The sequence below is a fragment of the Reinekea marina genome (genome assembly GCF_030409715.1).
Lineage (GTDB): Bacteria > Pseudomonadota > Gammaproteobacteria > Pseudomonadales > Natronospirillaceae > Reinekea > Reinekea marina.
Map to the genome: position 1 here is coordinate 696152 of NZ_JAUFQI010000001.1, position 13467 is coordinate 709618.

13 protein-coding genes and 1 pseudogene are annotated in these 13467 nt (G+C 44.9%); 7 read left to right on the forward strand and 7 right to left on the reverse strand.

What is annotated here, in order from left to right:
* Nucleotides 1-3: 3 nt before the first annotated feature.
* Nucleotides 4-600, reverse strand: coding sequence for a phosphoribosyltransferase (locus tag QWZ13_RS03785; RefSeq protein WP_290280581.1), 597 nt, complete (start codon nt 598-600; stop codon nt 4-6).
* On the opposite strand from QWZ13_RS03785, the gene QWZ13_RS03790 reads away from it, so the two are divergent.
* Nucleotides 586-1236 carry a phosphoribosyltransferase gene (locus QWZ13_RS03790; protein WP_353958968.1) on the forward strand — a complete coding sequence of 217 codons (651 nt, stop codon included), beginning with the start codon at nt 586-588 and terminating at the stop codon, nt 1234-1236. The genes QWZ13_RS03785 and QWZ13_RS03790 overlap by 15 nt on opposite strands.
* A gap of 67 nt (nt 1237-1303) precedes the next feature.
* Here the strand turns inward: QWZ13_RS03790 and QWZ13_RS03795 are convergent, their stop codons facing one another.
* The 5 genes from QWZ13_RS03795 to QWZ13_RS03815 are packed head-to-tail and all read right to left on the reverse strand — an operon-like array spanning nt 1304 to nt 6108.
* Nucleotides 1304-2401: a BMP family ABC transporter substrate-binding protein gene (locus QWZ13_RS03795; protein ID WP_290280582.1), complete on the reverse strand. Its 1098-nt coding sequence runs from the start codon at nt 2399-2401 to the stop codon at nt 1304-1306.
* The gene (locus QWZ13_RS03800; RefSeq protein ID WP_290280583.1) at nt 2383-3309 is read right to left on the reverse strand and encodes an ABC transporter permease; all 927 of its coding nucleotides are present in this window, start codon (nt 3307-3309) and stop codon (nt 2383-2385) included. Before QWZ13_RS03800 ends, QWZ13_RS03795 begins: the two co-directional genes overlap by 19 nt.
* The gene (locus QWZ13_RS03805) at nt 3309-4394 is read right to left on the reverse strand and encodes an ABC transporter permease (protein WP_290280584.1); all 1086 of its coding nucleotides are present in this window, start codon (nt 4392-4394) and stop codon (nt 3309-3311) included. Before QWZ13_RS03805 ends, QWZ13_RS03800 begins: the two co-directional genes overlap by 1 nt.
* An 8-nt stretch (nt 4395-4402) precedes the next feature.
* Entirely contained in the window at nt 4403-5947 is a 1545-nt protein-coding gene (locus QWZ13_RS03810; RefSeq protein ID WP_290280585.1) for an ABC transporter ATP-binding protein, read from the reverse strand.
* 23 nt (nt 5948-5970) lie between these two features.
* Nucleotides 5971-6108, reverse strand: a complete 138-nt coding sequence (locus QWZ13_RS03815; protein WP_290280586.1) for a hypothetical protein — start codon at nt 6106-6108, stop codon at nt 5971-5973.
* 140 nt (nt 6109-6248) lie between these two features.
* On the opposite strand from QWZ13_RS03815, the gene QWZ13_RS03820 reads away from it, so the two are divergent.
* The 6 genes and pseudogenes from QWZ13_RS03820 to QWZ13_RS03845 all read left to right on the forward strand — a co-directional run bounded on the left by QWZ13_RS03820 (nt 6249) and on the right by QWZ13_RS03845 (nt 12071).
* Nucleotides 6249-6377, forward strand: coding sequence for a hypothetical protein (locus tag QWZ13_RS03820; protein ID WP_290280587.1), 129 nt, complete (start codon nt 6249-6251; stop codon nt 6375-6377).
* A 171-nt stretch (nt 6378-6548) separates the two neighbouring features.
* Nucleotides 6549-7850: a guanine deaminase gene (gene guaD, locus QWZ13_RS03825; protein ID WP_290280588.1), complete on the forward strand. Its 1302-nt coding sequence runs from the start codon at nt 6549-6551 to the stop codon at nt 7848-7850.
* 54 nt (nt 7851-7904) lie between these two features.
* Nucleotides 7905-8171, forward strand: coding sequence for a hypothetical protein (locus QWZ13_RS03830; RefSeq protein ID WP_290280589.1), 267 nt, complete (start codon nt 7905-7907; stop codon nt 8169-8171).
* A 38-nt stretch (nt 8172-8209) separates the two neighbouring features.
* Nucleotides 8210-9283, forward strand: a complete 1074-nt coding sequence (locus QWZ13_RS03835) for a WD40/YVTN/BNR-like repeat-containing protein (RefSeq protein WP_290280590.1) — start codon at nt 8210-8212, stop codon at nt 9281-9283.
* Between the two features lie 96 nt (nt 9284-9379).
* Nucleotides 9380-11095 (forward strand): DUF3592 domain-containing protein, encoded by a 1716-nt coding sequence (locus QWZ13_RS03840; RefSeq protein ID WP_290280591.1) that lies wholly within the window; start codon nt 9380-9382, stop codon nt 11093-11095.
* Between the two features lie 112 nt (nt 11096-11207).
* Nucleotides 11208-12071 (forward strand): annotated as a pseudogene (locus QWZ13_RS03845) (PA4780 family RIO1-like protein kinase).
* Nucleotides 12072-12114: 43 nt separating this feature from the next.
* Here QWZ13_RS03845 and QWZ13_RS03850 read toward each other — a convergent pair.
* The gene (locus tag QWZ13_RS03850; RefSeq protein ID WP_290280592.1) at nt 12115-13449 is read right to left on the reverse strand and encodes a GH1 family beta-glucosidase; all 1335 of its coding nucleotides are present in this window, start codon (nt 13447-13449) and stop codon (nt 12115-12117) included.
* Between the last annotated feature and the right edge of the window lie 18 nt (nt 13450-13467).

A 13467-nucleotide genomic window follows, 5' to 3' on the forward strand; every position in this document is an offset into this window, starting at 1 on the left:
CTATTAGTTATTTGGTAATGAGTCTTTGATAATCTGGTAGAGGTTGGGCCGTTGTTCAGCCATCTCTTGATGGGTTAAGCCTTCAAGTGAATGGGGATACTTAAGCCAAGCTGAAGTTTCGTGAATAAAGTAGTCTGGCTCAAAGTCTACTTCGCTACGAGTGGGTTTATAATAAGGTACGGCGATACGAATATCGTGTGGTAAATTGAGGCGGGTCTTTTGTGCAAGTTCAGATTTTATAGCCTTTATCGAGCGGCCAGTATCAAAAACATCATCGACTATGAGCAGCGAATCTTCTTGTTGGACGCGTTTTACCAGATAGTTTAAATCGTGGACCTTTACAGTTTTGGCTTGTTGGTCGATGCCGCTGGCATAAGAGCTTGTTCGTATCGCAATATGGTCCGATTCAATGCCGTGGAAACTTAGAAATTCTTGAACCGCAATACCGATCGGCGCACCACCACGCCAAACTGCGATGATGAATGTAGGCTCAAAACCGCTGTCTAGAATTTTTTTACCAAGTGCAAAGGAGTCGGTTAATAGAGACTCGCCCGTTAAATAGGTTTTCTTCATAGAATCCTCGCATTGAGACCGACTCATGTTTGTGGCTTAATGGCTCTATTCACCACGGGTACTAATCATACTGCCAAGGTAGACGCAGTAAAAGAGGCAATCATGAAAAAACACTTTTTAGATGAAGATACCTTGATCGAAGATTCATTTCGGTTAGGTGTGCAAATATTTGAAAGTGGCTATAGGCCAACATTTATTGTTGGCTTGTGGCGTGGTGGAAGTGCCGTCGGTATATATGTGCAAGAATGCCTGCAAACATTGGGCGTAGAAACCGACCACATATCTATTCGGACATCATATAAAGGTATGAACAGTTATGACTCAATGGTGTCTAAGCCAGACAAAATTAAAGTACATGGCACGCAATATTTGATTGATAACTTAAATGCAAGCGATCGATTACTCATTGTGGATGATGTTTTTAGCACCGGCCAAAGCATCAGCGCAACCTTGAATCGTTTGTCGACTCAACTAAAGAGAAACATGCCCAGCGAAATAAAAGTAGCCACATTATTTAAGCGATTAGACTATAACCGTACATCGGTTCAGCCAGATTATTGTTTGCACCAAACACACGATTGGTTGGTGTTTCCATATGAAATGAAAGGTTTAAGCAAAGAGGAGATTCTCGAGCATAAACCTTTTTTAGCGAAGTACTTATAGCTAGCGTTTTAAGTCACTAGCGGTGCTTTAAAAAAGAGGGCTAGGTGAGCCCTCTTTAATTTTTGTATTACTTCAATTTGCCTTCAACGCCGGCAACGTAGTAATCCATGCCTAGCAAAGAGCCATCATCTAGAGTTTCACCTTCAGCAACTATTTGTTCACCGGCTTGGTTAAATAGAGGTCCTTGGAAGGGGTGCAGAGTGCCTGCAGCGATACCGTCTTTAGCTGCCAAGACTTCTGCGACAACACTTGCCGGTACGGCCGCATTGATTGGCGCCAGTTGCGTCATGTTAGCGCTGATACCTTTCCAAGTATCTGTTGATGTCCAGGTACCGTCCATAACAGCGTTTATGCGTTCAACATAATAATCATTCCAGTTATGTACCGCGGCGGTTAGATGCGCAGTCGGTCCATAAGAGGTCATATCTGAATGGTAGCCTACAGCGTATACCCCAGCGTTTTCAGCCGTTTGTACGGCCGAAGGTGAGTCGGCATGGAAGGTAAGGACATCGGCTTTTTGGTTGATCAAACTCTCAGCCGCTTCGCGTTCTTTTGCAGGGTCAAACCAGGTATTGATCCACAGCACCTTAACTTTAATGTCAGGTTTTACAGACTGAGCGCCTAAGGTAAATGCGTTAATGCCTCGCACAACTTCTGGAATAGGAAATGCTCCGATATAACCTAGCACATCGGACTCAGACATATGAGCTGCAACGATACCCGTTAGATAACGCGCTTCATAAATGCGATCAAAATAGGTGGCAACGTTTTTAGAGCGCTTGTATCCCGTTGCGTGTTCAAACTTAACATTCGGAAAACGTTTCGCAACTTTGAGCGTAGCGTTCATGTAACCAAAAGAGGTAGTGAAAATAATGTCGTGACCACTTTTAGCGAGCTGAGTAATGACTCGTTCTGCATCGGCACCTTCTGGCACACTTTCAACAAAGGTGGTTTCTATTTTGTCGCCAAAGACTTCTTCTAAATGTTGGCGACCAATGTCATGAGTCAATGTCCAGCCAGCTTCACCCGTTGGGCTAACATAAACAAAGCCAATTTTTAAAGGGTCTGCTATAACTGTACTTGCTGCAAAAGCGAATGCCAGTGCGGCCGTTTTTAACAAAGTTTTCATTGTATTCTCCGTTAGTTTTAGTGAGATTTGTGCCAAGGTTTACCCAGTGCCATCGGTTCGAACTGCTTGAGTCGTTCTATGTTTTTACTTAAAAATACAAGAACAACAATGGTTGCAACGTAGGGCAATGTTGCTAGCAGGTTTGAAGAAATCGAAATTCCAAACCCTTGAATAATTAAGTGCATAATACTTGCGAGTCCAAATAGGTAAGCGCCCAGCATTATTCGCCCAACTCGCCAACTAGCAAAGACAACCAACGCTAACGCTATCCAGCCGCGACCTGCGGTCATGTTTTCTGTCCACATTGGCGTATAGGCTAATGATAAATAGCCTCCGGCTAAGCCTGCCATGGCTCCGCCAAACATTACTGAAAAGTAGCGCACTTTTAGAACCGGTAGCCCAAGGTGACTGCCGACAGTTGGGTTTTCTCCGGCGGCGCGTACTTTTAATCCAGCACGTCCACGTTTAAAAAATAAATAAACGCCAATAAATAGCACCCAGCTAAAATAAACCAATGCATCTTGAGCAAATAAAGCTTTACCAATGACTGGAATACTCTCAAGAACTCCACTGTTCAAATTTGCTAACGGCTCAATGGTCTTCCCTTCAAATGAATCACCAATAAACGCAGAAAGCCCGGTGCCAAAAATGGTCAGCGCTAAGCCGGTAGCGACTTGGTTTGCGTTTAATGTAACAGCGACAAATGCAAAAATAAGCGACATTACAATGCCCGCGATTGCAGCAACCACGAAGCCAATGAATAAGCTGCCGGTGGCGAAAGCCGTTATGAAGCCGATAACAGCCCCTATGAGCATCATGCCTTCTTGACCTAAATTTAAAACGCCGCTTTTTTCGCAGACTAACTCGCCAAGCGCTACCAACAATAAAGGCGTACCGGTGCGTATGGTTAAATAAAGAATGTTACTGAGTAGCTCGAGATCCATTATTTAGTTCCTTCAGAAACGGCTAACGGCTTTGGATAAAAAGGCCAAGTTATTTGAAGCTTGTATCGTATGAAGACATCGGTCGATAACAAAAAGAATAAAATCAGCCCTTGGAATACACCGGTTATTGCATTGGGTAAGCCCAAATTAATTTGAGCCATTTCGCCGCCCATATAGATCAGTGCCATTAATAAACCGGCAAGAGTAATACCAACAGGGTGGAGACGGCCTAAGAAGGCCACAATGATGGCCGAGTAACCGTAGCCAGGCGAAATATGGGGTACTAGTTGACCGATAGGGCCCACCACTTCGCTCGCACCCGCTAGCCCAGCTAGGCCACCGCTGGTGATGAGTACTAACCACGTGAGTTTTTTGTGGCTAAAGCCAGCCATTTTTGCGGCGGGTTTATCTTGGCCAATTACTTGAATTTGAAAGCCAATGAAGGTTTTGCTGATAAAGACCCACGTGGCCACCATGGCCAATACGGCAAACGCTAAACCCAGGTGCAGTCGCGTGCCATCGAATAGAATGGGTAATAAAGTCGAGTCACCAAACAATGCACTCTCTGGGAAGTTGTAGCCATCGGGGTCTTTAAGAGGTCCGTGGACCGACCATAATAAAAGATTCAGAGCGATGTAGTTCATCATTATGGTTGTTAAGGTTTCATTGGTATTCATTTTTAGTTTTAAAAACGCCACAATGCCAGACCAAAACAAACCGCCTAAAATGCCAGCCGCAATAGCTAACGGCATGGCAAAAAATGAACTCGAATCGACAAACTGAACAGCCACTACAGAAGCCGTGATACCGCCCATGAGCAGTTGGCCTTCAGCACCAATATTCCAAATAGAAGCTTTAAAACATAAGGCTAAACCATAGGCACACAATAAAATGGGAATCGCTTTTACGAACAGTTCACTGATGCCATACCAATCGGCTACTGGGCTGATAAAGTAAACCGTTAAAGCCTCAACAGGAGATGCTCCAAGTGCGGCAAATAAAATTGCGCCGGTGATCAAGGTGAGGACGACCGCAGAAATAGGTGAACCATAGCGCCACCATCGAGAAGGGGTTGGCCGGGGCATTAATTTAATCATGATGTCAGCTCCGAAGCATTAGCAGGCAATGTGAAATCACCCGCCATCCATTGACCTAGTTGAGACAACGGCAGTTCATCTGTAGGCAAAAAAGGTGACACTTCGCCATCACAAATAGCGCCTAAACGATCACAGATTTTATACAGTTCGTCTAAATCTTCTGAAACAACCAATACAGCACAGCCTTTATCCCTTAACTTAAATATTGTGTCATGAATGGCCGTCTGGGCTCCGATATCAACCCCCCAAGTTGGGTGCGCCATAACCAAGAGTGCGGGTTGCTGTTCGACCTCGCGGCCTATGATAAATTTTTGCAAATTACCCCCCGATAAACTGGCGGCGGTCGCGTGCTCGGATTCAGCTTTCACTTTATATTTTTGAATGATTTTCTGCGCGAGCTTTGTCACCGCGGACTTCTTAATAAATCCTTTGTTTAGTAGTCCAGAATCGTAACTGGTTAGAAGTGCATTTTGGCTTAAATCCATATCGGGCACGGCTCCACGGCCTAATCTGTCTTCAGGTACAAAACTCATTCCTAAACGGCGACGGTGTAAAGGCGAACGTTTATCGACAGCGAATTCACCAAACCAAATACTTTTTGACTTATAACGCTCTTCGCCAGACAAGGCTTTTAGTAATTCTTCTTGACCGTTGCCGGCTACACCTGCAATACCCACAATCTCCCCCGCCTTTACGTGGAAGTTAATAGACTTCAACGCAATGTCGAAAGATTTTTTAGCCGGTATTGATAGGTCGCGGATGTCAAGAAATACCGAGTGACCCTGAGCTCGGTTGGTCTCGTTGCTGATAGGAGTGTCGTCGCCGACCATCATACGAGCAATAGAGGCTGGTGTTTCTTGCGATGGATTACAATCGCCCGTTACTCGGCCGTGGCGGAGAATAGTGGCTTGGTCGCATAAGCTCGTCACTTCATGGAGTTTATGACTGATAAATAAAATAGAGCAGCCTTCTTGGCTTAGAATGCGAAGTGTTTCGAATAGCTTGTCTACTTCTTGTGGCGTTAGCACCGAGGTGGGTTCATCGAGAATGAGCAGCTGAATATCTAGCAACAAACAACGCACAATTTCTACGCGTTGTTTCTCACCCGTAGAAAGAGTGGCTACAGTGCGGTCGGGGTCAAGCGGCATTCCATACTTTTCTGAAATATCTCGAATACGTTGGGCCAAGGTGTTGCTGTCGCCTGCTTGGTTACCTAGGGCTAACTCAATGTTTTCTTTTACCGTTAACGTTTCAAATAGTGAGAAATGTTGGAACACCATGCCAATACCGAGTGCGCGTGCATCCTTCGGAGAGGCGATTTTTGTGATTTCCCCATTCCAATAAATTCTGCCGGCATCTGGTTTTGTTACGCCATAAAGAATTTTCATTAGCGTACTTTTTCCTGCGCCGTTCTCGCCAAGTAAGGCGTGAATTTCGCCGGGATCTATTGCTAAGTTTATTGAATCATTAGCAATACACCCAGGGTAGCGCTTTGTCACTCCGACCATTGTCAGTCGATCTTTATGTTTCGCCAAAGCCATTTGTTTTTTCCAAACCCTAATTGCTATTTTAAAAAATTGTAGCTGACCGTCAGGTCAGAATTCTGATGTGTATGCATGTATCTCAACTGCACACTGTATAGATTTCTCAATTGACCGATCGAAGTGAAAACACCGCTTGGCAAATGATGAGTTAGTCGCAAAAAGTTGAATCACATTAAAGTAAATTGCGCTAAAAATTTCGACGCAAGTTTAAGTGTTTTCGTGCTTTGGCGCATTAAAAAAAAGCTCAAAAAATAAATTTTTATATGCCCACTTGGTCAACAAAAAATTAAAAATAATAATGTCCAGTTGGTCAGAAAAAAGAAAATTTATTTTCACTATCCAGGCTCGTTTAATCGAGATGAAACTTGCATTGTTTTCGAGTGAGCTATTCTGTATTCATTCCTCGTTGCCAAGTTTAAATGTTTGATCGCTGTTCTGAATTAGCAAGCGATTGCTTTCTTGAGCTAACTCGTCAACACTTCATGCGAGTCATTGTGAGTGTTATGGCAGAGTGACAGACAGTCCTGTTTTCGGGGGTGAAAAATATTCTGACCTATGAGTCAACTAATGGTATGATACGCATCTGACAGTATCGTATTTGAGGCAATTGATTTTGGTTAAACCATTAATGCTTTGTGGCAATATTCTAGATTTCATAGGCAATCCCGCCACGATGGGAGAGCAGGCTGTTCGCTTTTTTGAGCGAGGCGCTGTGGTTATTATAGACGGTAAGATCGCAGCCTTAGGCGAAGAGTCGATTATTGCCCCTAAATACCCCGATGTAGAGGTTAAACGCTATGATCAGCATTTAATTGTTCCTGGGATGATCGACACTCATGTTCATTTTGCGCAGACTGAAATGATCGCCTCCTATGGTGAGCAATTACTGGAATGGCTCACAGAGCACGCTTTCCCGACTGAAGAAAAGTTTGCCGATTACGAATACGCTCATAAAATCGCCAATTTCTTTTTAGATGAGCTGGTCAAAAATGGAACAACTACTGCTCTCGTGTTTGGGACCGTTCACCCTGAGTCGGTAGATGCATTCTTTGATGCTGCCAAAGCCCGAAACTTACGTATGATTGCGGGTAAGGTCATGATGGATCGCAATTGTCCAGAAGCCTTGCAAGATACGCCAGAGCAAAGCTATTTAGACAGTAAAACCTTGATTGAAAAATGGCATGGCGTTGATCGATTACAATACGCTGTCACTCCGCGCTTCGCTCCAACTTCTACGCCCGATCAACTTGCCGCTGCCAGCGCTTTGTTGCAGGAATTCCCTTCGGTTTATATGCATACTCATGTGTCTGAAAACTTAAATGAATGCCAGTGGGTGTCGGAGCTGTTTCCCGAGGCGCAAGATTATGTCGGCGTATATGAAGAGGCGGGGCTGCTCAACAAACGCAGTGTTTTAGCGCATGGCATTCACTTAAGTGATCGAGAGTTGAAGTGCATGCATAGCCATGGCACCTCGGTTGCACATTGCCCAACATCAAATCTATTTATCGGCTCAGGTTTGTTCAATCTAAAGCAAATGCAGGCACATGAAGTTGAAGTCGGTTTAGGGTCCGATGTAGGCGCGGGCACGAGTTTATCGCTTCTACAAACCTACAATGAAGCTTATAAAGTACAACAGTTAAATGGCAATAAATTATCGGCGTTTGAAGGGCTCTATATGGCCACTTTAGGCGGAGCCCGTGCATTGGACTTAGAAGGGACGATAGGTAACTTTAATATCGGTTGTGAGGCCGATATAGCTGTACTGAATTATAACGCAACGCCAATAATGCAAACGCGCCATGCACAAGCTAAAACATTGCACGACAAATTGTTTGCCTTGATGATGTTAGCCGATGATAGAGCCGTGACCGACACCTATATTATGGGCAAAGCGGTTTAACACCCAACGGACAATTCAACTATACTCATGCTCTCTTATCTAGAGGCATGAGTAGTGACCGTAAAAGTAACCTATACTGAAAACCTCCAAAGACATATTGACCTTCACTCTATACAGGTAGATGAAGGGCCTTTGACGCAGGTGCTGACTTGCGTTTTTCAGCAGTTTCCGAATTTAAAGCATTATGTATTGGATGATCAAAACCGACTTCGTAAGCATGTCATGCTGGTGGTTGACAATAATATCGTTCAGTCGGATATTGAGTCTGTAGATCAAGTGAAGTCTTCCCTGCACATTATGCAGGCATTGTCGGGCGGCTAAACGCAGCTGCTAGCCAACACTCATCATGGAGAGTCGATATGGAAAAGTTTGCGGTATCCACACGTAAAGGTTTATTCATTTACTCACAACATCATCAAAAATCGGAGGTGATCAGTGAGCACTTTCTGGGGGATTCCGTTAGCGCTTTTACGGTAGATGCCGGTGGTGATTGGTTTGCGGCGCTTAACACCGGTCACTATGGACCCAAAATTCGTCGATCTACAGACCAAGGTAAGCATTGGCAGGAGGTGGGTTGCCCAACATTGCCCGAGGAAAGTGAGCCTGATAAAAAAAGCACGTTAGAGCAAGTTTGGACATTGGTGAGTGATCCGACCCAAGCTGGCAAGCTCTGGGCGGGCTGTATTCCCGCGGGTTTATTTTATAGCGAAGATGCGGGGGATACTTGGCATTTAGTTGAGGACCTATGGCAAAAGCCGGGGCGAGAAAAATGGTTTGGCGGTGGCTTTGATGAAGCCGGTATTCATTCCATTGTTATTCACCCAGACCAACCAAATCGAATGACGTTGGCGATTTCTTGTGCTGGCGTTTGGCACAGCGAAGATCATGGTCAGCACTGGCAGCTCGCGTGTAAAGGGCTAAGAGCAGAGTATATGCCTGAAGAGCTGGCGCAAGATGAAGCTATTCAAGACCCACATCTGCTGGTTCAATCGCCCAGTAATCCAGATCGAATGTGGATTCAGCACCATAATGGTATTTTTATATCGGATGATCGAGGTAAACAATGGAAAGAATGTGTATCTGATGTAGGCTCTTCGTTTGGCTTTGCCGTTGCTGTTCATCCAAAAGAAGCGAATACCGCATGGTTTATTCCCGCAATAAAAGATGAAAGTCGATACCCTGAAAGCGCGGCCTTGTATGTATCGAAAACAACCGATGGCGGATCAAGTTTTCAGGCTGAACGGACTGGGCTACCACAGCAACATTGCTACGATTTAGTTTTTCGGCATGCCTTTAAAGTAAATCGAGATGCGACATTGCTGGTGTTTGGTTCGAGCACAGGCAATCTTTGGTGGAGTCTCGATGAAGGCAGTACCTGGCAGATCGTGAATAATTTTCTGCCACCCATCTATGCAATAGATTTTATACCCTAGCCAAAAAAATTTAATGAACATAGTAAGACTGTACGCTTCACAAACTTACCTTATCCATAGCACAATGACTTATATTAAACATTGTAGGCATTGTGCATGGCATTAACATTCAAAAAGCCCAGTTGGGCTGTAACGCTATTCTCTTTACCCTTTTTGGGCATTGGCGTTGGCTTTTTGCTATTCAGCATCATCCCAACAATCTATATCGGCGTAAGTGCTCCCTTTTGGGATACAGTCCCCGCCAAGCTGATCTCAGCGAATTTAGAGGTCAGTCACGGCGACAGTACGACCTACTTAGCCACTGCACGCTATCAATATCAGTTCCTCGGGCAAGAATATATATCCGATCGTGTGGGTATAAGCTCAAGCAACGACAACATTGGCGATTGGCAGTACGACAAGGGCCGAGAATTAGAATGGCTGCTGTCGAAAGGCCGAAACATTGAAGCTGTGGTAAACCCCCGTAAACCCCATCAATCATACTTATATCCCGAAATCCGCTGGGGCCTAGTTGGTTTTAAAATGATTTTTGTTGTGGTCTTTGGAGGCTTTGGTGCCTTGTTGTTTGTTGGGTCTATTATTAAAAAGCCGAATACAGTCATCGTTGAAAAATCAGGTGATGATAAGGTTATTCAAAGTGCGCAATCTAAACCTATTTATTCATCGGCACGGCTAACGCTTTGGGTTTACCTTGGTATGAGCGTTGTCATTAGCATGTTAAGTTTCCCGGTGGTGTTTGCTTTTCAAGACGAGTGGTCATCGGGAAATAAGTTGATTGTATTGGCGCTGATTTTCCCAGCTATTTCTGTGTTTTGTATTTTTGCTACGGTGCGCGAAGCTTGGCGATTGAAGAAAATTGGCCGCAGCCCGTTAATAATGTCTCCATTCCCTGCTGGCATTGGTGGCTATTTAGGCGCTAAGGTCCTTTTTAATACCGATTACGATAGCCTTGCTCGGTATCAGGTATCATTAAATTGCATCCATAAGTACACCACTCGATCGGGCAGTAAATCCGAAACCAAAGAAGTGACGCGCTGGCATGAAGAAGGCTTTGCTTACATAGAGCGAGCCCAGAACAATAAAACCTTACTGCGTTTTAATATAAATATTCCGAGCAAACTGCCGCAAACCTCAGAAGGGTCCGATTATCATTTTTGGCGCCTAAACATTGAGCGTATTTCCGCTGGAGTAAAGATAAAACGATCTTTTACGGTGCCAGTGCATGAGGTTGAAAATGCTCAACCCACCCATCAATATCTTGCCGCTGAACACCCTGCGATGTTAGAGCTCTCAGTGGATCGAATAGATCAACTTAACGCCAAAGACAACGGTACTGAATTTGAAGTTTGGTTCCCTCGGTTCTCACGCATAGGTGAACGTTTAGCGAGCTTTTTGTTTGGTAGTGTTTTTGTCGGTTCGGGCTATGGTGTGCACCTCGCTGGTGGGCCGTTTATTTTCCCGTTAATTTTTATTCCCATTGGCGGGCTGTTTGCGTTGCACAGCTTAGTCACCTTTTTAACGGAGTTCCGTGTAATGGTGCGCGCAGAAGGTGTTTTTCGACGGAGCTCACTTGTGGGGGTCTACAAGAAACTGAAATCCTTACCGGTAGACAGCATTGCCTCGGTCGATATTCAAAAAGCGGCTACATGGGAAACGTCCGGCGCGAACAAGCGGCACTATTATAGTGTTCAAGCCAAACCTAAGCAGGGTAAAGGGATCTTGCTCATTGATAAGGTAGAAGGAAAGGAGTCGGCCGAAATGATTCGGGATCGATTTTTGAGTATCCTAAATTTGGAAAAAGCCGGTAAATGACGTTGCAAAGCGCGGCATTTAGTAGGCTCTGCGAATGCAACAGTGCCTTAAACAGAGTATGCTGCGGTCTATTAACTTTGTTATTTAAAAATAAACACCTGATAAGGACAACATGAAAGTACCTGCACGATTACAGCCCTTGGTAGAAGATGGTGTCATCAGCGAAGTGCTCAGCCGATTAATGAGCGGCAAAGAAGCGGATATTTATATAGTACGCTGTGGCGATGCTATTCGTTGCGCCAAAATATATAAAGACGCCGTAAAGCGAAGCTTTAAAAAAGCCGCACAATACCAAGAAGGGCGTAAGGTTCGCAGCAGCCGTCGAGCGAGAGCCATGGAAAAACGCTCAAACTATGGCCGTAAGCAGCAAGAAGAAGTTTGGCAAAATGCCGAAGTAGATGCGTTATCACGTTTAGCTCGGGCGGGAGTGCGTGTACCAGAAACCTTTGGTTGCGTAGACGGTGTGTTGATCATGGAGTTAGTGAGTGATGATGCTGGCGACGTAGCGCCAAGGCTCGACGATGTCATACTGACCCATGAGCAGGCCATAGAAGATCACGCGGTTATGATGCACTACATTAAACTGATGCTGTGCGAAGGTTTAGTTCATGGTGATTTGTCAGAGTTTAATGTGTTGTTAGATGATTACGGCCCTGTCATCATCGATTTACCTCAAGCCGTCGATGCTGCGGCCAACAATAATGCCCAAGCGATGTTTATGCGCGATGTAAATAACATTACGCGATTCTATGGTCGCTTTGCTCCTGAGATATTAGACAGTCGTTACAGTGAAGAAATGTAGGCACACTTCAGTGAAGGTGAATTGAAACCAGAAACGGAATTGACCGGACTGTTTGATGGGCCGACTGAAGACCCCGATGTAGACTCTGTACTCGAAGAAATAAAGGCCGTGATGGCCGAGGCCGAGGAAGAGCGCGCACGTTTAGAGCGACTGCTAGGCGATGAAGAAAATTAAAAAAGCCGAGGGCGTTGCCCTCGGCAAACGGGTTGCTCAAACCTTAACGGTTGGCTAAGAATTTCTTCCAAGCCAAACCCGATAATTTTACGGTGCGCTTTTGGGTTGAGTAATCTACGTGCACTATGCCAAAGCGTTGAGAGTAGCCAAACGCCCATTCAAAATTATCCATCAAACTCCACGCAAAATACCCTTGAACATCGACACCTTGCTCTATGGCGTTGTGAACCGCCATTAAATGTTGCTGATAATAATCGGTACGCATCGTGTCGTTTACTTCACCGTTGATGCACTCTGTATTATCGGCCGCACCATTTTCGGTTATGTAAATGGGCGGCAAGCTTGGGTAGGTATTCTTGTAGTCGACTAACGCTTTCGTTAGCGCTTCAGGAATAATATCCCAACCAATGTCTGTTTTGGGTACCTGTTGATTAACTTCCTCACGCTCGCCTTGAGCATCGGCTTTTATGGTGACGCCGGTGTAGTAATTGATGCCTAAAAAATCTAAAGGCGCGTTGATGATATCAAGGTCTCCTTGCAATTGGGTTGGTGCCCAATGCGGGTATTTTTCGAAAACTGAGGTCGGGTATTTACCCGCTAAAATCGGCCCTAGAAAAGTATGGTTGCTGTCATCATTAGATAATTGCGTCGCCTGTTTATCGGCCTCGCTGTCACTGGCTGGGAAGGCCGGGTTGATGTTTAATACAATGCCGAGTTGCGCTTTTGGTGCGTGTTTACGCATTAATGGAATGGCTAAACCGTGCGCCAGCATTAGGTGATGAGCGGCTTGAAACCCTAATCGATCATCCTTTAAACCCGGCGCATGAATACCCCAGCGATACCCTAAATAGGCAGAGCAAAAGGGTTCATTGAATGTGGCATAGGAAACCACTTTATCGCCCAAACGTTCGACCAATTTTTCAGCGTAGCGAGAAAATAAATAGGCCGTTTCACGATTTATCCAACCGCCTTTATCTTCAAGGTACTGGGGAAGATCCCAGTGGTAAAGCGTTGCATAAGGTTTGATTCCACGTGCGATTAATCCGTCTACAAGGCGTTCGTAAAAATCAAAGCCAGCTTCATTCCACTGTCCTGGTTTAGGTTCAATACGTGGCCATGCAATTGAAAACCGATACGCATCCACGCCGAGCGATTTAATTAAATCTAAGTCTTCTTCTAGGCGAGTGTAGTGTTCACAGGCAACAGAACCATCATCGCCATTCAAAACCTTTCCGGGGGTTGCGCAAAAGCGATCCCAGATAGATTCGCAACGGCCATCTGCATTTGTGCTGCCTTCAATTTGAAACGATGCGGTTGCCACTCCAAAGGTGAAACTTTTTGTATTTAGGCGGCTGTCTTTAGGTAATGTAAATTCCACAGGGTCAACTCTCTTTAA

Excerpts from the sequence above, each read along its gene's own strand:
- QWZ13_RS03785 (WP_290280581.1), bottom strand. The coding sequence starts at position 600 with ATGAGTCGGTCTCAATGCGAGGATTCTATGAAGAAAACCTATTTAACG.
- QWZ13_RS03800 (WP_290280583.1), bottom strand. The coding sequence starts at position 3,309 with ATGGATCTCGAGCTACTCAGTAACATTCTTTATTTAACCATACGCACC.
- QWZ13_RS03820 (WP_290280587.1), top strand. The coding sequence starts at position 6,249 with ATGTCCAGTTGGTCAGAAAAAAGAAAATTTATTTTCACTATCCAGGCT.
- QWZ13_RS03810 (WP_290280585.1), bottom strand. The coding sequence starts at position 5,947 with ATGGCTTTGGCGAAACATAAAGATCGACTGACAATGGTCGGAGTGACA.
- QWZ13_RS03840 (WP_290280591.1), top strand. The coding sequence starts at position 9,380 with ATGGCATTAACATTCAAAAAGCCCAGTTGGGCTGTAACGCTATTCTCT.
- QWZ13_RS03805 (WP_290280584.1), bottom strand. The coding sequence starts at position 4,394 with ATGCCCCGGCCAACCCCTTCTCGATGGTGGCGCTATGGTTCACCTATT.
- QWZ13_RS03835 (WP_290280590.1), top strand. The coding sequence starts at position 8,210 with ATGGAAAAGTTTGCGGTATCCACACGTAAAGGTTTATTCATTTACTCA.